This is a genomic window from Streptomyces sp. NPDC002896 (assembly GCF_040295225.1).
GTDB lineage: Bacteria > Actinomycetota > Actinomycetes > Streptomycetales > Streptomycetaceae > Streptomyces.
In genome coordinates this window covers 282,331-304,512 of the sequence record NZ_JBEOVA010000001.1, presented here as the reverse complement: position 1 = coordinate 304,512, position 22,182 = coordinate 282,331, and the positions used below count along the sequence as shown (strand labels likewise).

The 22,182-nt window shown below is 70.8% G+C and carries 19 protein-coding genes; 5 read left to right on the top strand and 14 right to left on the bottom strand.

Annotation, left to right across the window (positions count from 1 at the left end):
- Window positions 1-126 precede the first annotated feature (126 nt).
- Complete coding sequence (locus tag ABT009_RS01180; RefSeq protein WP_351288091.1) at window positions 127-957, bottom strand: enoyl-CoA hydratase/isomerase family protein; 831 nt, start codon at window positions 955-957, stop codon at window positions 127-129.
- 231 nt (window positions 958-1,188) lie between these two features.
- Between ABT009_RS01180 and ABT009_RS01175 the strand changes: the two genes are divergently transcribed.
- Window positions 1,189-2,406 (top strand): acyl-CoA dehydrogenase family protein, encoded by a 1,218-nt coding sequence (locus ABT009_RS01175; RefSeq protein WP_351288088.1) that lies wholly within the window; start codon window positions 1,189-1,191, stop codon window positions 2,404-2,406.
- A gap of 117 nt (window positions 2,407-2,523) precedes the next feature.
- Window positions 2,524-3,396 carry a 3-hydroxybutyryl-CoA dehydrogenase gene (locus tag ABT009_RS01170; RefSeq protein ID WP_351288085.1) on the top strand — a complete coding sequence of 291 codons (873 nt, stop codon included), beginning with the start codon at window positions 2,524-2,526 and terminating at the stop codon, window positions 3,394-3,396.
- Between the two features lie 4 nt (window positions 3,397-3,400).
- Here the strand turns inward: ABT009_RS01170 and ABT009_RS01165 are convergent, their stop codons facing one another.
- A complete protein-coding gene (locus ABT009_RS01165) occupies window positions 3,401-4,048 on the bottom strand; it encodes a GOLPH3/VPS74 family protein (protein ID WP_351288082.1) in 648 nt (215 codons plus the stop codon).
- 105 nt (window positions 4,049-4,153) lie between these two features.
- On the opposite strand from ABT009_RS01165, the gene ABT009_RS01160 reads away from it, so the two are divergent.
- Complete coding sequence (locus ABT009_RS01160) at window positions 4,154-4,561, top strand: helix-turn-helix domain-containing protein (protein WP_351288080.1); 408 nt, start codon at window positions 4,154-4,156, stop codon at window positions 4,559-4,561.
- A gap of 28 nt (window positions 4,562-4,589) precedes the next feature.
- Here the strand turns inward: ABT009_RS01160 and ABT009_RS01155 are convergent, their stop codons facing one another.
- The 8 genes from ABT009_RS01155 to ABT009_RS01120 form a co-directional block, all read right to left on the bottom strand.
- On the bottom strand, window positions 4,590-4,832 hold the full coding sequence (locus ABT009_RS01155; RefSeq protein ID WP_351288077.1) for a hypothetical protein: 243 nt from the start codon (window positions 4,830-4,832) through the stop codon (window positions 4,590-4,592).
- Window positions 4,833-4,907: 75 nt separating this feature from the next.
- Window positions 4,908-5,198: an IS3 family transposase gene (locus ABT009_RS01150; RefSeq protein ID WP_351288074.1), complete on the bottom strand. Its 291-nt coding sequence runs from the start codon at window positions 5,196-5,198 to the stop codon at window positions 4,908-4,910.
- On the bottom strand, window positions 5,198-5,491 hold the full coding sequence (locus ABT009_RS01145) for a helix-turn-helix domain-containing protein (protein ID WP_351288071.1): 294 nt from the start codon (window positions 5,489-5,491) through the stop codon (window positions 5,198-5,200). Before ABT009_RS01145 ends, ABT009_RS01150 begins: the two co-directional genes overlap by 1 nt.
- Before the next feature lie 108 nt (window positions 5,492-5,599).
- Window positions 5,600-6,280 carry a hypothetical protein gene (locus ABT009_RS01140; RefSeq protein WP_351288068.1) on the bottom strand — a complete coding sequence of 227 codons (681 nt, stop codon included), beginning with the start codon at window positions 6,278-6,280 and terminating at the stop codon, window positions 5,600-5,602.
- A 40-nt stretch (window positions 6,281-6,320) separates the two neighbouring features.
- Entirely contained in the window at window positions 6,321-8,186 is a 1,866-nt protein-coding gene (locus tag ABT009_RS01135; RefSeq protein ID WP_502989785.1) for a zinc metalloprotease, read from the bottom strand.
- Window positions 8,187-8,252: 66 nt separating this feature from the next.
- Window positions 8,253-8,468: a hypothetical protein gene (locus ABT009_RS01130; RefSeq protein WP_351288063.1), complete on the bottom strand. Its 216-nt coding sequence runs from the start codon at window positions 8,466-8,468 to the stop codon at window positions 8,253-8,255.
- A gap of 30 nt (window positions 8,469-8,498) precedes the next feature.
- Complete coding sequence (locus ABT009_RS01125; RefSeq protein WP_351288061.1) at window positions 8,499-8,714, bottom strand: hypothetical protein; 216 nt, start codon at window positions 8,712-8,714, stop codon at window positions 8,499-8,501.
- Window positions 8,715-8,744: 30 nt separating this feature from the next.
- Entirely contained in the window at window positions 8,745-8,960 is a 216-nt protein-coding gene (locus tag ABT009_RS01120) for a hypothetical protein (protein ID WP_502989784.1), read from the bottom strand.
- 345 nt (window positions 8,961-9,305) lie between these two features.
- On the opposite strand from ABT009_RS01120, the gene ABT009_RS01115 reads away from it, so the two are divergent.
- A complete protein-coding gene (locus ABT009_RS01115) occupies window positions 9,306-9,566 on the top strand; it encodes a hypothetical protein (RefSeq protein WP_351288058.1) in 261 nt (86 codons plus the stop codon).
- A 395-nt stretch (window positions 9,567-9,961) separates the two neighbouring features.
- The gene (locus ABT009_RS01110; RefSeq protein WP_351288055.1) at window positions 9,962-10,273 is read left to right on the top strand and encodes a hypothetical protein; all 312 of its coding nucleotides are present in this window, start codon (window positions 9,962-9,964) and stop codon (window positions 10,271-10,273) included.
- 85 nt (window positions 10,274-10,358) lie between these two features.
- On the opposite strand, the gene ABT009_RS01105 is transcribed toward ABT009_RS01110, so the two are convergent.
- The 4 genes from ABT009_RS01105 to ABT009_RS01090 all read right to left on the bottom strand — a co-directional run bounded on the left by ABT009_RS01105 (window position 10,359) and on the right by ABT009_RS01090 (window position 22,178).
- A complete protein-coding gene (locus tag ABT009_RS01105; protein ID WP_351288053.1) occupies window positions 10,359-10,619 on the bottom strand; it encodes a hypothetical protein in 261 nt (86 codons plus the stop codon).
- Window positions 10,620-10,897: 278 nt separating this feature from the next.
- Window positions 10,898-11,287 carry a helix-turn-helix domain-containing protein gene (locus ABT009_RS01100; protein WP_351288050.1) on the bottom strand — a complete coding sequence of 130 codons (390 nt, stop codon included), beginning with the start codon at window positions 11,285-11,287 and terminating at the stop codon, window positions 10,898-10,900.
- A gap of 334 nt (window positions 11,288-11,621) precedes the next feature.
- Entirely contained in the window at window positions 11,622-13,448 is a 1,827-nt protein-coding gene (locus ABT009_RS01095) for a glycosyl hydrolase family 18 protein (protein ID WP_351288047.1), read from the bottom strand.
- 165 nt (window positions 13,449-13,613) lie between these two features.
- On the bottom strand, window positions 13,614-22,178 hold the full coding sequence (locus tag ABT009_RS01090) for a beta-ketoacyl synthase N-terminal-like domain-containing protein (RefSeq protein WP_351288044.1): 8,565 nt from the start codon (window positions 22,176-22,178) through the stop codon (window positions 13,614-13,616).
- Between the last annotated feature and the right edge of the window lie 4 nt (window positions 22,179-22,182).

Sequence of the window (22,182 nt, the reverse complement as noted above, 5' to 3'; positions counted from 1 at the left end):
TTTTTCCTGTGGGTGGCGCGGGCGGAGCCGCGCGGCGACGGTTGCCGGGTCGTAGGGAGTCGTACGGAACTGCGATCCGTGTTGCCCGGAGGTTACGCTCCAGCGCACCTGTTAGTGAAGAGGGAATCAAGAAACACTTTGCGGCCGCTCGCTCACGGACCCGTTGGACGGCACCACCCGACCACTCGACCGGGCGGCGAGGAACGACTCCATCGCGGCCTGGGCCTCAACCCCGCCCGCCAGGGCGGCGATTGACCGCGCCTCCTCCGCGAGCAGTTCCTCCAGCGGCATCTCGGGGGCTCCCCGCAAGAGGTCCTTCGCGGCGCGCAGCGCGATGCCGGAGCCGGCGGCGAGCTCGGCGGCGATCCGGTAGGCGGTGTCGTCCAGGGCGTCATCCTCGACGACACGGGACACCAGACCCCACCGCTCGGCGTCGTCGCCGGTCAGGACCCGGTTGGTCAGGATCAGGTCCGCGGCCCGCCGGGGCCCCACCAGGCGCGGCAGCACCCACGAGGCACCGCAGTCCGGCGTGAGCCCGATCGCCGTGTAGGCAAGGCGGAACCGCGCCGACCGGGCCGCCACCACGATGTCGCCCGCCAGGGCGAGCCCGATTCCACCACCCGCCGCCGCACCCCGCACGGCTGTCACCACCGGCACCGGCAGCTCGTGCAGGGTCCGGATCGCGGCGTGCGCGGCGGTGGCGACCGCGTGCACATAGGTGCCGGTCTCCGCACCCCGGCCGGCGAAGGCACGCAGGTCACCGCCCACGCAGAAGTTCCCGCCGGACGCGCGCACCAGGACGGCGCCGCCCGGGTCGGCCGCGACCTCGGCGGCCGCGTCCCGCAGCGCCTCGGCCGTCCCGAGGTCGAGGGCGTTTCCACGTCCGGGATCGTCCAGCAGCAGCTCGACGATCCCGTCGGAGTGGCGGACGACCCGGACGACCTGCTGGCTGCTCATCGTGGCCTTCTCCCATCGTCGGAGCCGGAGGGTGTGACGGCCCGGCGGGACGGCCGGCTCGGCAGTGCCGACATACTGAACCTGTCCTCCAGTTTCTACAACTGCTCCGCCATGCTTCCTCGACGGAGCATGCCCGTCTGCCACACCCTGGGTAGAGAAACTTGATCCGTTGTACAGTTTCTGCGAATGCGACGGGCACCGGCGCCCGTACGCCCGTGGGCGGGAGGAACCATGCCGATCCAGTTCGATGTCGATCCGTCCGTCACCCGGCTCGCCGAGGCCACCGCCGAGTTCGTCCGCGAGGTGGTGGTGCCGGCCGAGCGCGAGTGCGGCGGTTCCGTGCACGACGCACCGCAGGCACTGCGGGAGGCCCTGCAGAAGGGAGCCCGCGATGCCGGCGTCTTCGCCCCGCACGTACCGGCGAGGTGGGGCGGGCACGGGCTCGATCTGCGCGGGCAGTCCGTGGTGTTCGAGGCCGCCGGATACTCCGTGCTCGGCCCGCTCGCCCTGAACTGCGCGGCCCCGGACGAGGGCAACATGCACCTGCTCGAGAAGGTGGCCACCGAGGAGCAGCAGCAGCGCTATCTGCGCCCGCTGGCCGCCGGCGAGTACCGCTCGTGCTTCGCGATGACCGAACCGGCTCCGGGCGCGGGCGCCGACCCCCGGGCGCTGCGGACCACGGCGGTCCGGGTCCCGGGCGGCTGGCGCATCGACGGGCGGAAGTGGTTCATCAGCGGCGCCAACGGCGCCGACTTCGCCATCGTGATGGCCCGTACGCAGGGCGGCCCCGGCGACCCGGGCGACGCCACCATGTTCCTCGTCGACGCCGGGAACCCCGGCATGCGCATCGTCCGGGACATCGAGACCCTGGACGAGGGGCTCTTCGCCGGGCACAGCGAGATCGTGTTCGAGGAGTGCGTGGTGGGCGACGAGCAGGTACTGGGAGCCGTGGACCGGGGCTTCGAGAACGCCCAGGTCCGGCTCGGCCCCGCCCGCCTCACGCACTGCATGCGCTGGCTGGGAGCCGCGCGCCGCGCCCAGGACGTGGCACTGGAGCGGGCGGGCACCCGCGAGGCCTTCGGCTCGCTGCTTGGCGACCTCGGCATGGTGCAGCAGATGCTGGCCGACTCCGAGATCGACATCGAGGCGAGCCGCGGGCTGATCTGGCGTACCGCCTGGGAGTTGGACAGCGGCTCGGCGGCCGCCGCCCAACTCTCCTCCGTGTCCAAGGTCTTCGTAGCGGAGGCGGTGAACCGGGTCGTCGACCGGGCGGTGCAGATCTGCGGCGCGCTCGGCATCTCGGCCGACGCCCCGCTGGCGCGGCTGGTCAGGGAGGTACGGCCGTTCCGGATCTACGACGGCCCATCGGAGACGCACAGGTTCGCCATCGCCCGCCGCGCGGTGAAGCCGTATCGCCGGTCACGTCCTGCCGGGACCCCCAGCGCCTGACGCGGTTCCCGACCGATGGCCGACCGCAGCAGACTTTCTTTTCATTGACTACAGTCACTTGATGCGGCAAGCTCCCACCCACATCCCAGGCCCGCCTCCCACGCAAAGGCCATCCGCATGGAAACCCTCTCCCGTCTCGGCGTCGTCGGCTGCGGCCTCATGGGCTCCGGCATCGCCGAGGTCGCCGCACTGCGCGGCATCGACGTCCTGGTCGCAGAGTCGTCATCCGACGCCGCCGAGGCCGGCCGCCGGCGCATCGATGCGTCCCTCGACCGCGCTCTGCACCGCGGCAAGATCACCGAGGCGGAGTGGGACGGCGCGCGCTCCCGGCTCGCCTACACCGACGACCTCGAGGCCATGGCGGACCGTCAGTTCGTGATCGAGGCCGTCGCCGAGAACCGCGACGTCAAGACCGGCGTCCTGAGCAAGCTCGACCGGGTCGTCGCAGACCCCGAGGCGATCCTGGCCACCAACACCTCGTCGATTCCCGTCGTGGACCTGGCGGTGGCCACCCAGCGGCCCACCCATGTCCTGGGCATGCACTTCTTCAATCCGGTACCGGTGCAGTCCCTGGTCGAGATCATCCCGGCCCTCACCACGAGCACCGACACCGTCGTACGCGCCATGGCCTTCGCCTCCGAGGGCCTGGGGAAGCAGATCATCGAGGCGACCGACCGCTCCGGATTCGTGGTCAACGCACTCCTGGTGCCGTATCTGCTCGCCGCGGTGCGCATGGTCGAGGCCGGATCCGCCGGCGCCGAGGACATCGACCGGGGGATGGAACTGGGGTGCGCCCATCCGATGGGCCCGCTGCGCCTGCTCGACCTCATCGGCCTCGACACCGCCCAAGCGGTGGCGGAGTCGATGTACGACGAGTACAAGGAGCCCTTGTACGCCGCTCCCCCGCTGCTTCAGCGGATGGTCGCGGCCGGCCGCCTGGGCCGCAAGAGCGGCCAGGGGTTCTACGAGTATTCAGCTCCCGGGAAGTAAGGCGTCAGCTCGCCAGAAGTACGGTGAACAGGGCCGTGTCCAGGCCCCGGAACACCTCGTGCCATGGGCTGTCGGTCACGGTGCTGCGGACGAGCCGCCCGGCCCTCGCCTCCACCGTCTCCCTGTCTTCGCCCGGCAGGACCGCCGCGAGGGCGCCGGCCGAGTGCAGAAGCATCACCAGGAGCAGCGTCGGCTCGTCCTGCTGCCGGCGCTCGATGACCGCGCCCCGGACGCGCCCCACGGCTTCCCTCTTGTACGCGTGATCGACGAGGGGCCAGGCATGGGTGCGGACGAGACCGAGGAGCCGCCCCTCCTCCTGCCGTAGCAACCCCCGTCCGACCAGGCTCTCCAGTAGGGGCGGCCAGCAGTCGCGGCCGATCGTCTCCGTCACGCGCTCCAGCCGTATCTGCCGGCCCCCGAGTGTCTCGAGGGCCTTGTCGAGCACCGGGTCCCCGGTGGCGGCACCGTCACGCACGACGGGCAGGACGCCCGGTAACGCGTCCGCGGGCGACTCGATGGCGATCCGGTCGGCCCGCACCAGGTCGAGCAGGATCGCGCTGCCCACCGCACGGCGGCAGCGTCCCAGGTCGACGGTGCTCCGGCCGGAGTCGTTGAGGAGAAGGAGAGCAAGTTCTTCGGTCAGAGTGGGCATACAGGCTCTTTCGCAAGATTGGTCTGGAAGTACCACCCGCCCACCGACATAGACTCGGCATCACCCGTACACGTCAACGCATCGCTAGCAGGAAGAAACCGTCCCGTGGCCAACGCACTGCAGGAATTGGTGAAGAGCCGGCTGGAGCAGCAGGGCTGGTCCTACGGCGACGTTGCACGGCGCGGCGGTATTCCGCGTTCCACCGTCCATCACCTGGCGACTGCGGAACGAGTGACCCGCATGCCGCAACAGGGCACCCTCGAAGGCCTGGCTCGCGGGTTGGAGCTGCCCCTGGACTCCGTGCGCAGGGCCGCCGCGGAGGCCTGCGGGATCCATCTGTACTTCGAGGAGCCGGCCGACACCGCAACCGCCGACCCCGAGGTCGCCACCCTCATCGCCAGCGTTCAGCGACTGTCCGTGGCCGACCGCCGGCACGTCACCGCACTCATCGAATCCCTCCTGCGCAACGCCGACGCGGTTCCCGACTCCGGCCCCGACACCGGCTCCGCCTGACCGAGGCATTGTCCGCATCGTCGGCCGCTCATCGCTCCCTCAGGGTCCGCAGCCAGCCGATCACGGTGCTCACCGTCTGGTAGTCGAGCTCGGCGATCCGGGCGACGGCATCGGTGTCGGGCAGCCGCGCGGGGATACAGGCGGCGTCCAGCGCGCAGTGCAGCATCACCTGGTGTGCCTGCGTCGCCGGCAGGTCCTCCCCCACGCGCAGATATGGGCGCAGGAACACGGCGATAGGCAGCGGTGGCGTGGGAAACGTCGGGAATTCCATGGCTGTGCTCCGATCACTCTCTCGTTCGCGTACGAAGCCTCGAAGAATTCGGACTCATGGCGCGTCAGGGGTCCGCTAACGATCGCCGGAGAGACCGGAGAGGCCCCGGAGACCGGCCCTGCGCATGAGGAGCTGCACCGTTCCGTGGCTGACCGTGATGCCGTATCTCAGCGTCAGTTCGTCGTGAATGCGTCGGTATCCATAGGTGCCGCCCGAGGCGGTGTGGATGGCGCTGATGACTTCGGTGAGCCAGGAGTGACGGAAGGACCGTGCGGAGGGAGGACGGGAGCGCCAGGTGAAGTACCCGGACTCGGTCACTCCGAGGACCCTGGTGGCGATCCGCACGGGCAGACCGTCGTGGGCCATCACATGTACTGCCTCGAATCGCCTTTTGGGGACACCGCGTCACACAGCAGATCGGTCGCACGCCGGAGGACGGCGAGCTCGGTCTCCAGCTCGGTGATGCGTCTGCGTGCGGCGTTGAGTTCGGCCCCGGCATGCGGGATGGACCGCCCTCTCCGCAGGTGCGGCAGGTATCTGCGCCGCCACTGGTAGATCGTCCGCTCCTTGAGGCCGAGGTCGACGGCGACCTTCTTCACGGGCTCGCCTACGGCGAGCAGGTCGAGGGCCTGGCGACGCAGCTCTGGTGGGTAACGCATGGGTGTTCATCCCTCCGGTGGACTGGAGAAGAGGTCCGCCCCCGGCTCGGGGAGACAGCTCCCCGAGCCGGGAGACGGGTGGAGGTTCGGTACGGGTGTGCCGGCGGGCTAGTCGATGTGGCGCCGCAGGGTGACGGTGGGCCGGAAGTTCTGCAGCGGGTCCACCGCCGCGCCGCGCGGTGCGGATGCCAGCGACCCCTTGAGCAGGTTCACCACCTCGGCGGCGAGGGAGTCGGCGCGGCCCTTGACGACGTCGATCGACTCGCGGCTCCGCTCCAGCTCGCCAAGCCGCCGCTCGAGTACACCGAGTCGGTCCCTGGTCGAACGGCTGAGGGTGAACGAGTAGGGAGTGGAGACGATGAACTGGTAGGCGCCGGCGAACGTCTGGCAGCCCTCGCAGTGGTCGTTGATGGCGCGGCTGGTGTTCGTGGCGTTGAGGTGCGCGAGGGTGCCGGTCGTGGTGACGACCTGGAAGGACAGGGCGACCGACCGGCACGGGTTGTCGAGCGAGCAGCCGACGGAGCGGGCGACCGCCTTGTTGCGCGCACCGGTGCCGATGACCGATCCGAGCTCGTGGATCGCGAACTCGTCGTCGTAGTCGACGCGATGCCTCGGGGTGGCCTTCGCGTGCGCTTCGTCGAATGCGATGCCGACGCGGGCGACCTGGGTCGATGTCGCACCGGCCGGGTTCGCGGTGGCGAAGCCGGCCATGCACGCGGTGGCCAGGATGCCCAGCCGCGCGGCTCTGCGGCCGGCTTCGCTGGTTCGTGGCTTTCGGTGGGTCGTCACTGAGTGCTCCTTTGCGGACGTGCTGGAAGGATCTTGGGGGTCACGGTGCGGAGGGTTCCGGGCTGACCGTGGCGCTCGGCGACTCGGATGCGGTCGCCGAGGGCGAAGGGGATTCGGACGGCGTGGCGCTCGGCGTGCCGGACGAGGAGCTGGCGCTGGGCGTCGGCGAGGGCGGCGCCGAGGTGCGGCTGCTGCTCGGCGTCGGCGCCGGAGTCGTCGGCCCGGGCCTCGGAACTTCCTTCTTGGGGCTCGGGGACGGGGAGCCGCTCGCGGTGGTGGCCTCGCCGGACGGACTGCCGTCGTCGGAGGGCTCGACCGAGCCCGCATCGGCAGGCGAACTGGTGAGGACGGACGGGACCGAGCTCCCAGGGACCGGCTGCTCTACGGAGGCCGACGGCGTCGGACGGACCGTGGGAACGTTGGGCTGGAGGATCGGGGTGATGGGCGGCTGCGGCGGCAGCGGCTCGGGCGTCATTCCGCCCAGCCACGCCGCGCAGAGTGCGCCGGCTCCCGCCAGCACACCGCCGCACAGAGCCAGGCGCACCCGGGGCTTGCCCTCCGTCGCGCGGACGGTGTACTTCCCGAGCCGCCCTCCCAGCCGTACGGTGAGATATCCCGCTCCGACCAGGGGGAAGACGAGCATCAGGCTTCCGATGACGCCGACGAGTCCGGCGGCGATCTGGCCGTCGACGAAGGCCATCCAGGTCCCGCCCAGCTGCTCGGTCAGTGAGCGCAGGCTGGTGATGAGCAGCCGCGGGAGGTTCCACAGGACGTAACCGAGCTCGGCGATGATCAGCGGCACCATGGTCAGCACCCAGCAGGTCACCATGATCCGCGAGTGGCGCTTGAGGTCGGCCACCTCCGGAGCCACCGGGCGCCCCGGCAGCATGCTCAGCAGGATGGGCTTGATCTTGCCGAAGAGGTCGGGGATTCCGGCGAGGTCCCCGAGGATGTAGTAGCCGTCCAGCCGGACGACCGGCATCAGTTGTTCGAGGATCTCGAAGTGCACCAGGTAGATCGCGGCGAGAAAGACGGACTGGCCGGTGACGAAGTACGCGCAGGCGAGCCCCAGCACGAAGACGACGTTGAAGTAGACGCCGCCCAGATCGGTCCGGATCCGGCCACCCTTCCCGATGCGGTAGACGTCGGTGACCTCGGTGTACATCGACGGCCAGATCAGATAGAGACCGCACCCGATGGCCCCCGGTCGCGCACCGCCGTATCTGCACGCCGAGGCGTGGCCGAACTCGTGGAAGACGAGTGATGCCACGATCAGCACGAACACGGCCAGCATCAGCACCGGCTGCTCCAGCATCTGCAGCACCGGTTTCATCGCTCCGTGCACGGCGAACAGCCAGAAGTCCATACAGAGGGCGGCCGCCAGCACCAGGACCACCACGAGTGGCCGGTGCAGCCATGCCAGGGCCTTCGCGATACGGGCGACCTGCCGCTCGCGGAAGATGACCCGATGGGCCTTCAGGGCCAGGAGGAGATCGGAGGTCGGACCGGCGACCTGATCGCCCTCCTGGCCGAAGGGCACGGTGACGCCGAGCGGCTCGAGTTTGTGCTCGATGAGGTACTCGACGTTGTCCGCGCTGACCTCACGCCCGAAGCGCCCGCTGACCCGGTGCGAGATCGTCTCGGTGTTCCGGGCGCCGTCGACGGCCTCGGCCACCAGGTAGAGCAGCCGGGACAGCTGGACCACCTGTCCGTCGCCCCGGCGGACCAGGTATTTGGGCTCTGTGAAACCGGATCCCTGGTATTCGCCGAGCAGTTGGAGTCCTGCGCTGCGTCGCGGAACGGGAAACAGTATCTCCGTGTATTCGTACGCCGAAAACGTTTCGTCCACGTCGCAGGCCGCCGCCCCCACGGGACCGGGGTGATGAACCCTTTGAGTTTCGGTCACCGTCCTGCTCTTCCTCCCGGTGCGGACCGCGCCCCCAAGAACACGGCCCGCACACGTCCGGGCTTGTTACTGGCGGATGTTGATGGTCTGGTTGGCCTCGGAGGCCGCGATGGCGTCCGGAGAGTCGACGTTGGTCGCGAGCGACTCGTTGTGGGCGTCGACGTAGGCCAGGCGCTCGGACAGGTTGTTCGTCCGGGTGAAGTCGAAGCGGAGCCGGCCCAGGGCCTTGCGGCCGGGCAGCAGTTCCGCGGTGGCCTCGGCGTTGAGCTGTTCGTTGTTCACGGTGGAGCCTTTCTCGGAAGCGAGCGCCGGTTACTGGCTGATGTTGATGGTCTGGTTCGCCTCGGAGGCCGCGATGGCGTCCGGCGAGTTCACGTTGGCCGCGAGCGACTCGTTGTGCGCGTTGACGTACGCGATGCGCTCGGTCACGTTGGTGGTCGAGAGCCAGTTGAACCGCAGGCGGCCCAGGGCCTCGCGGCTCGGCAGGAGTTCGGCGGCGGCCTCGGCGTTGAGCTGGTCGATGTTCACGGTGGAGCCTTTCTCGGAAGGAAGTGCCGGTTACTGGCTGACGTTGATGGACTGGTTGGCCTCGGAGGCCGCGACGGCGTCCGGAGAGCAGAAGTTGGCCGCCTGCGACTCGTTGTGGGCGTCGACGTAGGCGACGTGCCGGGTCACATCGGTGGACTGGAAGATGTTGAACCGGAGCCGGCCCAGGGCCTCGCGGCCGGGCAGCAGCTCCGCAGCCTCTGCGTCCAGCTCTCGCATGCCGAGCATGGTGGGGTCCTTTACACGAAGGGCACGGACGGACGGAACCGAATCCCGAAAGCGTCCATCCATGCCGGACAATCTGTCTGACGAGGTTGGACAGTAGACCGTCCAATCACGTTGGACAAGCGACTCGCGACATCTCGCTCCCGGCCGAACACTTCGCGCACCGACAAGAAACAGCAGGTGGGAGAGGTGATGAGCAGGGCCGCGCCGGACGCCGGCGCACGCGCAGCCTCACCTGTTCGGCCCAATCGGGCGCGTTCCGACGAGCGGTGCCAGGGCCCTCGATGGCTATCCTCTCGTCGCCCGAGGCGGGTTGGACCGCCCGAAACCTCCGCGAGAGGGGTGCACGTGCTTGTTGTTCCAGGGGCCTCCGCAACCGCCGTAGTCCGTGACAGGACGGGAGAGCCGGTGGTGCTGCTCTCCGGTGAACTCCCTTCAGCCCTCACCCAGTCCGGCCTCGACGAGCTACTGAACCTGGCCGCCGCCGTGCTCAGCACGGAGGAGCTGGAGCTCTTCCGGAAGTGCCTGGCGGCACTGCGCTGCGGGGAGAAACTCGAGGAACGCCGCATCGAGGTGAGCGGCGCTGTGCTGACCATTTACCGCGGCTGACCGTGTGACCGACTGCGCGGAACATGGTGCGGAATATCGTTCGACGCCGGCCGTTTCCGCAGGCGGGACTCTTCCGAATGACATCGGAAACGAATTCTTCAACGCGTTACTCGGTGCACCGCGGAATCAGTTTCCGCGTTTCACCGCCGACCTGCAACAACTCGGCGACACACCGGAGTTGAATCACCTTGGAGAGTGTTTCTCGGCACCGCTTCCGCAAGTCCGGAAACCCACATGAAGCAAAGCTCAGGGCGCGTTTTCGACGCTCCATGACCAGAAGTCGCAGGTAACCCGATAAGCCCTCGCGGCTCGATTCGGAGAATGACCGGGGTGTGCGGTTCCGAGTAATGTCCGACGCGCCATCAGAAATCCACCGAGCACAAGGAGAAATTCTGGTGAGAAATCTGGCGCGCGCCGCTGCGACGGCGGCCCTGACCGTGACCGCGGTCGTCATCCCCCTGACGGGCACGGCCATGGCCGCCCCGGCCCAGACACCCCGGGCCGTGCACCACAACCACGACAACGACTGCGACGACTACCGCTACGGCTACGGCTACAACAGCTGGGACCGCTACCGGGGGCGGTGGGACGACGACTGCCGCGACCGCTGGGACCGCCGCGGCCACAGGTCGTACTGGAACAACGGCCACTGGAGGCACCGCAACCACGGGGACTGCTGGTGGAATTCCGGCCGCCGGTACTACTGATCGGGCTTGATCCGATCTGATCCGGTCGGTATCCGACATGGGCTCCCGGGAGCAATTCCCGGGAGCCCTTACCGCTGTTCGGGGATCAACCCCGGTAGACGGTCAGTACTGCTCCGCTCACCTCGATGCGGCGTTCCTCGAGTTTCTCTCCACAGCGCAGTGCCGCGAGGCACTTCCGAAAGAGCTCCAACTCCTCCGCATTGAGCACGGCGGCAGCCAGATTCAGCAGGTCCTGCACGCTGGACGGGGTGAAGGCCGAGGGGAGTTCGCCGGAGAGCAGCACCACCGGCTCTCCCGTCCGGTCACGGACGACGGCGGTCGCAATCGCTCCTGGAACGACAAGCACGTACACCCCCCTCTCTCACGGAGGCTTCGGGCGGCTCACCCGCCCCCGCGAGGAGAGGATAGCTCTCGATCGAACCATTTCTTGTCCGATCTGATACTTCGCCATGACATGCATGATCAGGTATGGCATGGACGCAGGCGACCTGAAATCCCCCGGTCTCCATGGATATATGACGATGAGTGATAACCCGAGGTGGAACGCGGGGCGGCGAACGGCACGTCAGACGGCTCGGTCCATCCGCAGTAGTCGCCCACCGTCAATCGTGCTAGCCGGAACCGTTATCGGAGGTGACCGTTATCGGAGGTGCTCCGCAGGAGGGATTCGATGAGCGCGGTGACGTGCCGGCGGTCGGCCACGGACAGTCGCTGAACGCTGGCGATGAGGGTGGCGACCTCGGGGTCGGCGGTTGCGGTGTCGGCTGGCTCCTCGAAGTACAGATGGATCCCGCAGGCCTCCGCGGCGGCCCTGCGCACGGAGTCCAGGGGCAGCTCCAACCCGCGGGCCAGGCCTTCGAGGGTGCCCTGTTGCGGCATGCGGGTCACTCGTTCCGCAGTCGCCAGGTGATGGACGGTGGAACGCGGAATACCGCCGCGCCGTGCCACGTCGCCGTAGGACCAGCCCTGCTGCTCCAGTCGGATCTTCACCAATTCCTGCAGTGCGTTGGCCACGAGGTGGATTCTTCCTTCCGACAAGTCGATTGGCCAAACTCTCGCAAATCACTTGCAGTCAGGCGCCAGAAGAGCTAGCGTCCAACACCTTCGGACGGGTCGTCCAAGGATATTGGACATGCTGCCCTGTGCCCGCTTCGCTCATCGGTTCAACGCCTCGCGTCATGGTGCGTCACGCCTTGCGCCGGTCGCATCGATCCGATCGAGCCAGATGCGGGTCCAAGTCAGGACCCGGGGAGACGAGGGGCGTTCCCGTCTCCCCGGGTCCGTCCGGGGGCGGCTGCGGTCACTGCAGGCCGGCGTTGCCGCCGACCGCTGTTACCGCAGGCCGGCGTTACTGCAGGCCGCTGCTGATGGCGCTCACCAGCTCGCCGTTCGCGGTGTCACCGCTGAACTCCCAGAAGAACGCACCGCCCAGGCCCTGGTCCTTGGCCCAGGTCATCTTTCCGGCGATCGTCGACGGGGTGTCGTAACTCCACCAGTTGCTGCCGCAGTGCGCGTAGGCCGTGCCGGCGATCGTGCCGGTGGCCGGGCAGGACGTCTTGAGGACCTTGTAGTCCTCGATGCCCTGCTCGTACGTCCCGGCTGCCGGCCCGGTCGCGGTGCCACCCGGAGCGGACTGCGTGACGCCCGTCCAGCCGCGCCCGTAGAAGCCGATGCCGATCAGCAGCTTGCTCGCGGGCACGCCCTTCGCCTTGTACTTGGCGATCGCGTCGGCCGTGGTGAAGCCGGCCTGCGGGATGCCGCTGTAGGAGGTGAGCGGCGAGTGCGGAGCGGTCGGGCCGTCCGCGTCCCAGGCGCCGAAGAAGTCGTACGTCATCACGTTGTACCAGTCGACGTACTGGGCCGCGCCCGCGTAGTCGGCGGCGTCGATCTTGCCGCCGGAGGAGGCGTCCGCGGTGACGGCCGAAGTGACCAAGTTGCTCGAGCCGAACTTGGCGCGAAGGGCCCCCATCAGGTTCTTGTACGCCGCGGCCCCGCTGGTGTCGCAGGACAGGCCGCAGGAGTTCGGGTACTCCCAGTCGATGTCGATGCCGTCGAAGACGTCGGCCCAGCGCGGGTCCTCGACCAGGCTGTAGCAGGAGGCGGCGAACGCGGCCGGGTCCTTCGCCGCCTCGGTGAAGCCGCCGGACCAGGTCCAGCCGCCGAACGACCACAGCACCTTGATGTTCGGGTACTTGGCCTTCAGCTGGCGCAGCTGGTTGAAGTTGCCGCGCAGCGGCTGGTCCCAGGTGTCGGCCACGCCGCTCACCGACTGGTCGGCGGTGAACGCCTTGTCGTAGTCGGCGTACGCGTCGCCGATCGCGCACTTGCCGCCGGTGACGTTGCCGAAGGCGTAGTTGATGTGCGTGATCTTCGCGGCGGAGCCGGAGGTGACGAGGTTCTTGACGTTGTAGTTCCGGCCGTAGATGCCCCACTCAGTGAAGTACCCGAGATTGATCTTGCTGCCCGGAGTCGGCGTCGGGTCCGTGGATCCGCCCGTGGTGTGCACCTTGACCGCGCCGCTCGCCGGACCGGTCTGGTCGGCGCTGTCACGGGCCTGCACCGAGTAGGAGTAGTCGGTGCCGGCGGTCAGGCCGCTGTCGGAGTACGAGGTCCCCGTCACCGTCGCGACCTTGGCGCCGTCGCGCAGGACGTCGTAGTTCTTGATGCCGTTGTCGTCGGTGGCCGCGGTCCAGCTGAGCTTGACCGAGGTGTTCGTGATGTCGGATGCGGTGGGGGTGCCGGGCGCGGAGGGCGGGTTGTCACCGGGGACGCTGCCGCCGTCGCAGGACGCGCCGTTGAGCTTGCAGCCGCTCGGCGAGCCGGAACCGGCGCCGTTGAAGCCGAAGGAGACGGAGGCTCCGGGGGCGAGCGCCCCGTTGTAGGACTTGTTCTTGGCGGTCCAGTGGGTGCCGGAGCTGGTGACGTCGGCGTCCCAGGCGGAGGTCACCGAGGTGCCGGAGGGGAAGTCCCATTCGACGGTCCAGGCACTGATGCTCGTGGTGCCGGTGTTCTTGATCGTCCACTTGCCTTCGAAGCCCGTGCCCCAGTCCTGGACTTTGGCGTACGTGGCCGTGGCGGATGTCGCGGCCTCGGCGGGGGTCGCCAGGCCGACCAGGGCTGCGAGCGGGAGCAGCAGGGTGGTCAGCCCTGCCACGGCTCTGTCTCTGAAGCGCATCCTGCGCCTCCTCGGGGTGAGGTCCGGTCGTACATGGGGGTTGAACCAGGCCTGCGCCGCCCGTGAGCACTCGTGCACGCGGAACATGCGCACTCGGGATCGAGCGCGCATGTTCATGACATGCTCACCGCAGTGCCGCGAGAATAGAAAGGTCTGGACCAACCGTCAATAGGTCTGGACCAGTTGAGATGGCCCGGCGTCCCGCACCTCCACCCGGTCGCCGTCCCGACCGACCCGGACCACGTGCGCCGCGTCGGGCCTGCCGTCCGGCCACCCCCTGGTGAGCTCGTCCGCCACCACGACCGCCGAAGGGTGTACGCGGGCGATGCGGGCGATGTGGTCCCGTACCGCGATCTCGGCCAGGTGGTCCCGGCCGCGTGCTCCCGGCGGCAGACCGTAGACCTCCGCGACCGTGCCCGGCAGCCAGTCGAACCGGTCGGCGTCCTCCGCCGAAAGGCGGGTCACCCCGTCCCGGGTCACGGACAGTCCGATGCCCGCGGCGTACTGCCGGTCCCGCAGGAAGGTGCGGCGCAGGACGGGATCGGCCGTGGCGATCCGTCCCTTGGGGACGAGGATCTCCACCAGGCGGAAGGCCACCAGCAGCCGGCCGCCGGCCGAGAGCTGGAGGTCGAAGGCGGGCAGCCGCCGGTCCTCCTGGTCGAACCCGGCGAACCGGGCCTCGACGTGCACATCGCCGGCGGACGGCATCGGACCGTATACGTCGAACGCGGCGATGCGGTGCGGGAACGCGGCCACGTCCCTGCCGATCTCCGGTGACCAGCGCCAGAGCTGGTCGTGCGGGATCACGTGCAGGGCCGCGTCCAGGAGGCCCGGGTGGAGCAGACCGCGGGGGACCGCGCCCCGTCCCGCGTCGAGAACACCGGACGCACCGCTGGCCGCGGCACGCACCGAGACCAGGTACTGGAACGCCGGGCCGTGGAACAGCGCCCCCGAGGCGTACGGGTCTTCGGCGGGAGCCGCCTCCTGCAGCGGTGCGAACGGCTCGGGAGGGCCGTCGGCCGCGGCCCGCTCGCCGACGCGGACCGTGGCGGTCGCGGCCGGTTCGAAGCGGGACAGGGCGGCGGTGGCCGCTTCACGCCAGGTCAGCAGGGTTACGGTGAATTCGCCGCCGCCGGACCCGTACCCGTCGGTGGCGGTGACCTCCGTCCTGAGGCGGAGGGGCTCGGTGACCCGTATCCAGCGGTGCAGGCGGACGTCGCGCAGGGAGGTCACGGGGCGGTCCGTGTGCGCCTCGGCCGCCTGCGCGAGCAGGTCGAGGGTGGACATCCCGGGCAGCGCCGGCACCGTCCATGTCGGGCGGTGGTCCGACAGCCAGCCGTCGGCTGCGGGGTCGAGCACGATCTCGGCGCCGGTGTTCGTGCTGGTTCCGGTGTTGCCTTGTCCATCGTCCCCGTAGCGGTCGCCTTCGACTACCCGCATTCCGAGGTCCCGTACGTGGTAGATGCGCTTGCCGTCGACCCACAGCCACGCCTCGGCCACCGCGTACCGGCCGCGTTCGGCCTCGCCCGTCTCGTGGACCTCCAGCTCGACCGTCACCCGTTCGTTGGCGGGCACCACCTGGCCGCGGTACTTCCAGGTCAACGGGCGGTTCATGGTGAGGAGTTCGAACCGGGGCCGCCGGAGGCCGCTGCCCGCGCCCGTTTCGATCAGATACGTCTGGAGGAGCTGACACATCGCCTCGACGCCGAGCGAGCCGGGCTGTACGGGGTCCGAGAGGAAGTGCGCCTTGAAGAACCACTCCCCCGGGTCGACGTCCTTCTCGGCCCGCAGCCGGCCAAGTCCGGAAGCCCCGCCCTGCGGCCAGTAGCCGGTCACCCGGTCGACCATGAGCAGCATCGGTCCGGCGAGTCGGGATGTCCGCAGCGCCGGGGTCCGGTCGCACGGCTCGGCCAGGCGCAGGAGTTCGGCGTCCGTGGGCGGCAGGCCCGCCTGGTCGGCGAAGGCCTCGGGTGGGAAGAAGCCGAACACGGTGGAGGCCCGGAAGACCGGCCGGCCGTCCGCGGTGCACTCGACCTCGAAGGACACAATGATCATGTCGCCGTTGCGTGAGATCTCCCGCAGCTCGGCGCGGGTGCGCACGGTGGCGGTGTCCGGGCCGATGTGGCCGCTGACGGTCGCTGTGCCGTCGAGGTTGCGGAAGAGGAGATCCCTGTCCGAGCTCAGTGCGCAGCCCGCGTAGGAGGCGAGCCATCCGCACGGCTGGAGGGCGATCTCCATCAGCACGGCCGTCGGCATCACGGGGTTGTTGTTCTGCTCGAAGAACCAGCTCCGGTCGCTGACGTCGTACTCGGCGACGACCGCGACACCGGCCTCCATGGAGCCGGGCGGGCCGTCGACGGAGACGATGCGGCTGATGAAGTGGTACGGCGGACCCGGCAGCCGGGGTACGCGGCGTGCGTCCTCCGCGGGCCCGTACAGCGTCCCGAACGCCTCCGACGGCCGGCCCCAGGCACTGGCCAGCAGTTCCGGATACCCGTACACGGCCTCGGTGTTCTCGCGGTGGCCCGCCAGACCGCCGAGGGAGGGCAGCGGCACGGGCGCGCCTGTCTCCTGCCGCGCGGGCGGGCCGAGCAGGCGCCAGTGCTCCAGCGGCCAGTCCCGTACCAGCCGCAGACCGAGGCCGCGGGCGAGGAACGCCTTGACCCCGTCGACCGTGCACAGGACGTCGGCCACCAGGACGGGCTCCCCGACCCCGTCGCCGCCCGCTGCGCCGTCGGACAGCTCGCGGACGAACACCTCGTACGTCAGCAGGCGGCTGTCCGGTGTGACCTGGCCGCGGCACAGCATGCGGTACGCGGTGTCGGGGACGGGTTCGAAGCGCCAGCCGTCGCGGTCGGCGGTGAAGCCCAGGGCCGCGAGATGGAACGCCATCGCCTGCAGGCAGCCCTCCAGCATGAGCGTGCCCGGCATGCAGGGGTCGTTCTTGAAGTGCCCGGCGAAGAACCAGTCGTCCGGGCGGATCGGGGTCTCGGCACGCAGATAGCCGCGCCCCCAGGGGCCTCCGGTCGCGTCGAGATCGGTCACCTCGCCGAGCAGCAGCATGCGTCCGTCGGCGATGCGCGGGGTGCGGACATGGGCGCGCGTCGGGCGCCACTCGGGGCCGAAGCAGTCGTACGGGCGGCCCTCCGCGAAGGCTCGTACCGCGTCCCCGCCGAAGGAGCGACGGGATGCGGGAAGCGGCAGCGCGGGCGGAGCGAGCGGGGCCGCGGCGTCCGGGGCGTCGGCCGCCGGATCCCACAACACGCCTCCGGTTCCGGCCAGTTCGGCGTCCGTGAAGAAGCCGGCCTGCCCGTCCCTAACGGTCAGCCGGAGCTCGTCGTCTACGTAGCAGTCGTACCGGAAGAAGAACAGCCGCACACCGTCGTGCTCGCCGTGCCCGTTGATGCGGATCTCGAAGCGGAGGGTCTCGCCGGGGACGGGCGGGCTGCCGTGGAACGTCAGCTCGCAGCCGAGCAGCCGGTACACGCGGTCGCCGCCGTCTCCCCGCAGGTCGGCGCCGAGCCAGCTGATGAGCAGCAGATCGGCCTGACCGGCCTCGACCATGAAGCCCGCGGGCATACGGCCGGCGGGGTCCAGGTACCAGCTGTCCGGCCGTACGTCGGTCTCGGTCCAGATGGTGCCGGTCCCCATCGACGCGGGCACCGCGTCGATGCCGGTGACCCGGTCGGCGAGCAGCATGGGCGGCTGCGGCATCCGCGTCTGGCGGCGCAGACCGTCCTGGGCGGCGAAGAGCGGACCGAACAGCTCGGAGATCCGCCCGCTCGCGAGCTGTTCCAGCTGGTCGCGGGTGAACTTGGGGCCCGGGTGGTGTGCGTGCGCGTGCGGCGGGGCGGGGGTGGTCGGGAGTGCGGGGGCCGCTGCGGACGGGACTGGGGCTGTTGCCGCCGGGGCGGCGGGCACTGCGGCGGGGGTCGAAGTGGTTGCCGCAGGCGCGGCGGGCGCCGGCACGGGAAGCGGAACCGCCGCCGCGAGTGCCGGGGCGGGGCGCGCAGCCGGGGCACCGGCCGGAGCCGGTGCCCCGGCAACCCGCGTACCTTCACCGGCCGTTGCGGAGGACGGGCCGACGGCCGGGGCCGCCGTCAGCCGCCCGGACGGAGCTCCGTGGAGCAGCGCGGCCGCGGCCCGTTGCCGCATTGCCAAGAACTCCTGGTGTACTCCGGCCTGTTGGCTCAGGAACTCCTGGAAGGCGGAGGCCAGCCCGTTCTGGTACGCCGCCGTCGCCGCCTGCAGGCCTGCCAGGCGGGCGGTGCCGACGACCGCTGCGGCAGCCGGGCTTTGGTCCGCGGGCGCCGGGGGCGGAGCCCACTGGGGGCCGCCCGCGGCGGTGGGGACTACCGCGACCGTCGCCACCGCAGGCACCGCCGACACCGCAGGCACCGGCACCGTTAGGACCGCAGATGCCGGCACCGCGGGTGCCTCGCCGGACGGCGGCAACAGCGCGGCAATTGCCGAACCCGCCGCGGTGTCCGCCTCGCCGGTCGTGCCGGCGTCCGGCTGCGCCGGGAGCGAGGCCTCCGGGTGCGACTGGAGCGATGCGGGTGGGGCGCCGAGCGAAGACGGCGGCAGCCACGGCGCCCTGGGCATCTCCTGCACGCCCGCTTCGGGCCGTGGCAGTGGCAGTGCTGTGAGCGGGACGGGCACCGGCGGCAGCCATGGTGCCGGAGGCATGTCCTGGACGATGTCCTGGATGCCCGGCCGCGCCGCGGTCACGTAGGCAGACGCGGCCGCCTCTCTGTCCCGGCCGGATGGCGTACCGGCGTCGGAAGGCTCCCCGGCTCCCGCCCCAGCCGCGGGTGGCCGCACCCGGACCGTCGGCGGGTGGGCCGGAAAGGTCAGCCGACTGCCGGCTGCCCGGCGGGGTGGTGCGATCGACGCGAAGTGGTCGAACAGCGCGGCCGCGTTCAGCCGCACGCCCGCCGCCACTAGCCCGGCGATCGATCTGACCAGCCGGCGGATGCCCTGCCCTTCCGACGCGTCCAGCGATACGGCGAGGTGGTCGCGGTCACCGAGGATGCGGTCGATCCAGCCGGTGCACAGGCCGCGCGGGCCGTGCTCGACGAAGACCCGCACCCCGTCGGCGTACGCGTTCTCCACCATGCGGTCGAAGTTGATGGTGCCGACGGCCTGCGCGGTGATGGCCTCGGCCGCCGCGTCGGGCGTCGGCGTGTACCAGTCGCCGGTCGCGCCGGTGTAGAACCGTACGCCTGGCACCGCCTCGGTCGGCCGGTGGTGCAGCCGCCGCCACTCCTGCCGTACCTCCTCGACCTCGGGTGCGTGCACGGCGATGTCGTAGTCGAGGCGGATGGCGTGTCCCGGGGCCGCGCCCGGCAGGCTGTGCAGACCGGCCAGGAGACGCTCGCACTCGGTCTCCTCGCCCCCGACCACGGACATGTCGGGGGCGTTGACGGCCATCAGGTGCACGGCCCGGCTTCCCTCGATCAGCTGCCGTACGGCGTCGACGGGGGCGTTGACGATGTAGCTCGCCCAGCGGTCGCCGCGGACCCCGGCCTTGGCCCAGGCACGGCGTATGGCGTCGAGCTCCCCGACCACACCGCGGGCGAAGACCTCGGAACCGCGGATGTCCGTGACCAGGGAGCGGACGTCGCGCCAGGCGCGCATGGAGACCAGCGCGGCGGACTCGCCCGACGAGTAGCCGAGCACGGCCCCCGGTGCGATGCCGAGCACATGGCGGCTGATCTCGGTGTGGAACTGGGCGAGCAGGGCTGCGCCCCAGATCTGGTCGAGTACGTGGCCGTGGCGGGGCGCGTCGCCGTCGCCGTCGCCTGCCGGGTGGTTGCGGTAGGCCCAGCCGACGGTCTCCTCCAGCGGGCCGCAGCGGGACTCCAGTTCGGCGGTGATCGCGGGGAACGCCAGCATGAGTTCGCGCCCCATGCCGGGGTAGGCCGCCGAGCCGTTGGTGTAGACGAAGGCGACCTCGCCGTCGAGTGGCTTCTCGCGGAAGGCCACTCCGTCGGGGCGGATGCTCTCGCCGCTGAGCCAGCGGCGGGCGGCGGCCGCGCGTTCGGTCAGCTCTTCGGCTGTCGCGGCGACGATGACCAGGCGGGCCGGGCCCGTGTCGGACTCGTGTCCGGCGGCCAGCGCGGCCAGGGTGCCGGGCAGGTCCCGGCCCGAGTAGACGTGCAGCCGGGGCGGGGGTGCGGCAAGCCACGCGGCCGTGTCCGTGTCGTCGGCGGCGCTCAGCCGGACGCGGGCGGGCGGTGCGTCCAGCGGCGTGACGACCACATCGGCCGTACGGATACCGAGGGCCGGGGCAGCCGGTTCGCCGACGGCTCCCGGCAGGGCCCGGTGGTGCAGGGCGAGTGCCGCGCAGGCCACGGCGACCAGGCCGGTGGCGGCGTGGGCGGTGCCGAACAGGGCGGCGGGGTCGAAGCCGGGGCGGCGCCCCAGCTTCCCGTTTCCGGCGCCCATGGCTGGGGCGCTCGGGGCTGGGGCTCCCGGAGCTTGAGGGACCGGAGCTTGAGGGCCCGGGACTGGTGCGGCCGGAGCTTGAGGGCCCGGGACTTGTGCGCCCGCGACCTGTGCACCCACGGTCATGTCAGCCGGTTCCGGGCCGGGTTCGCCGAGCAGTGCGATCACCGGATCGCCGTCCCGGCGCGCGTCGGTGAGGCGCTTGAGCACCAGTGCGACGGCGGCGTCTCCGGGCGCCCGGTCGATGCCGAGTTCGGTGAGCGCGGCCTGGTGCACCGGCTCGTGCGACAGGTCCACGGCGCCGACCACGGCGGCGTCCGCCTCGCCCGCGGCGAGCGCACGCGCGGCGAGGTCGAGGGCCACGAGGCCGGATGCCTCCTCGGCGGAGACCGAGAAGCTCGGTCCGGCGAGGTCCAGTTGGGCGTTGAGGCGGTTGGCGACGACGTTGGGCATCGTGCCGAGCACACCGGCGGCGTCCAGCGGCGGGGCGAACGCCTCACCGACGTCACCGTCCCCCGACCAGGCCGCGGCCCGCCAGCGGGCGTGGTAGCGCGCGACCTCGGGGTCGCAGCCCATGCCGACGAGCACCATGGTCCGTTCCCTCGGCAGGGCGATCTCGCGTACCGCCTCCCGGGCGGCCTCCATGACCAGCAGCTGCTGGGCGTGGGCGCGCTCCAGGTCGCGCGGCGGAAAGCGCAGTCCCGCCAGCTCGACGTCCACCGTGGTGCGCGGATCCGACGTCGGCGTGCCGTCCAGCAGCGCGCGCGTGAGGTCGTGTACGTCGGTTCCGTCGCCGACGCGGGCGCCGATCGCGACGATGGCGACGGGACCGGGACCGCTGTCGGGGCCGCCATCGGAACCGGGATCCGCCACCGTGGCTGGGCCCGTCGGGGCCGTCGTCGAGCCCGTCGGCGAGGCCGTCGGCGGCACCGGCACGCAGACCGTGCCCGGCGTCCCCTCCCAGGCGTCCACGACGAGGTGCGCGTTGTTGCCGCCGAAGCCGAAGGCGCTGACGGCGGCGCGGCGCAGGCCGTCCCACGGCTCGTTCTCGCGCAACAGCCGCAGCGGCGTGCCGTCCAGGGCGTCGGCCGGTTCGTCCGCTCCGACGGTGGCGGGCCGGATGCCGGCCCGCATCGCGCCGAGGACCTTGAGGAGCCCGGCGACCCCGGCGGCGGTCACCGGATGGCCGAGGTTGGACTTGACCGACCCGACCGGCAGGCCGTCGCAGCCGTCGAACACCCGGCTGAGGGAGCGGATCTCGACCGCGTCGCCCACCTGTGTGCCGGTCGCGTGGCACTCCGCCAGCGACACCGTGCGCGGGTCGATCCCGGCCGACTCGTAGGCCAGCCGCATGGCGCGGACCTGGCCGTCCTCGGCGGGGGTCAGCAGCCCGCCGGCCCGGCCGTCGTTCGACAGGCCGACGCCGCGGATCACCCCGAGGACGGGCCGGTCCTCCGCGACGGCGTCACGCAGCCTCATCAGCGCGACGAAGGCCGCGCCCTCGGCCGGTACCAGCCCGTCGGCGCCGCGATGGAAGGGACGGCTGCGCCCGGTGCGGCTCATCGCCGACAGGGCGCAGAACCCCAGGTGGATGAAGAGGTCGTCGGCGCAGTTGACGGCTCCTGCCAGCATCAGGTCGGCCGTGCCGTCGTGCAGCCGGTCGCAGGCGAGCTTGACGGCGTACAGGGAGGAGGCGCACGCGGCGTCGACCGCGTACGCGCCCGCCCCCAGGCCCAGGGCGCGTGCCGCGAAGTGCGCGGGCAGGCCCGAGGAGAAGCGGTTCCGGGCGTCCGGACGACCGCCCTCACGGTCCTCCGCAGCTGCCCACAACTCCCTTACTGCGGGCGGCTGTTCATCCCGCCAGACGTGCTCGGCGTAGCGCGCCATCGCGGCGGACGGGAAGGACAGATTGCCGAGTACGAGACCGGCGCGGGGCGTCGGGCCCTGCTGCCCGCTGTCGTGCAGCGCTTGGCGTGCGCCGTGCAGTACCCACTGGAAGACCGGGTCGAGGCCGGTGATCCGCTCGGGCCCGACCAGGTAGGCGTCCGGTTCGAAGACGGAGCCGAAGCCCCGCACGTAGCCGCCCATGTCGGTCCAGGTGCGGTCCGTGGGGTCCTCGGCTGTGCCCATGGCCAGGGACCGGGGCAGCCGCCACCGTCCGTCGGGGGCGGAGGACAGGCTGACCCGGCCGGCCGCGATGTTCTCCCAGAGGGTGCCGGGGTCCAGCGCGTCGGGGAGTACGCAGCCCTGCCCGACGACGGCGATCGGTTCGAATCGCATGCGT

Bases quoted from the DNA above. Each gene is read 5' to 3' on its own strand.
- ABT009_RS01180 (WP_351288091.1), bottom strand. From the start codon at position 957: ATGAGCAGCCAGCAGGTCGTCCGGGTCGTCCGCCACTCCGACGGGATC.
- ABT009_RS01175 (WP_351288088.1), top strand. From the start codon at position 1,189: ATGCCGATCCAGTTCGATGTCGATCCGTCCGTCACCCGGCTCGCCGAG.
- ABT009_RS01170 (WP_351288085.1), top strand. From the start codon at position 2,524: ATGGAAACCCTCTCCCGTCTCGGCGTCGTCGGCTGCGGCCTCATGGGC.
- ABT009_RS01165 (WP_351288082.1), bottom strand. From the start codon at position 4,048: ATGCCCACTCTGACCGAAGAACTTGCTCTCCTTCTCCTCAACGACTCC.
- ABT009_RS01155 (WP_351288077.1), bottom strand. From the start codon at position 4,832: ATGGAATTCCCGACGTTTCCCACGCCACCGCTGCCTATCGCCGTGTTC.
- ABT009_RS01150 (WP_351288074.1), bottom strand. From the start codon at position 5,198: ATGGCCCACGACGGTCTGCCCGTGCGGATCGCCACCAGGGTCCTCGGA.
- ABT009_RS01145 (WP_351288071.1), bottom strand. From the start codon at position 5,491: ATGCGTTACCCACCAGAGCTGCGTCGCCAGGCCCTCGACCTGCTCGCC.
- ABT009_RS01120 (WP_502989784.1), bottom strand. From the start codon at position 8,960: ATGCTCGGCATGCGAGAGCTGGACGCAGAGGCTGCGGAGCTGCTGCCC.
- ABT009_RS01095 (WP_351288047.1), bottom strand. From the start codon at position 13,448: ATGCGCTTCAGAGACAGAGCCGTGGCAGGGCTGACCACCCTGCTGCTC.
- ABT009_RS01090 (WP_351288044.1), bottom strand. From the start codon at position 22,178: ATGCGATTCGAACCGATCGCCGTCGTCGGGCAGGGCTGCGTACTCCCC.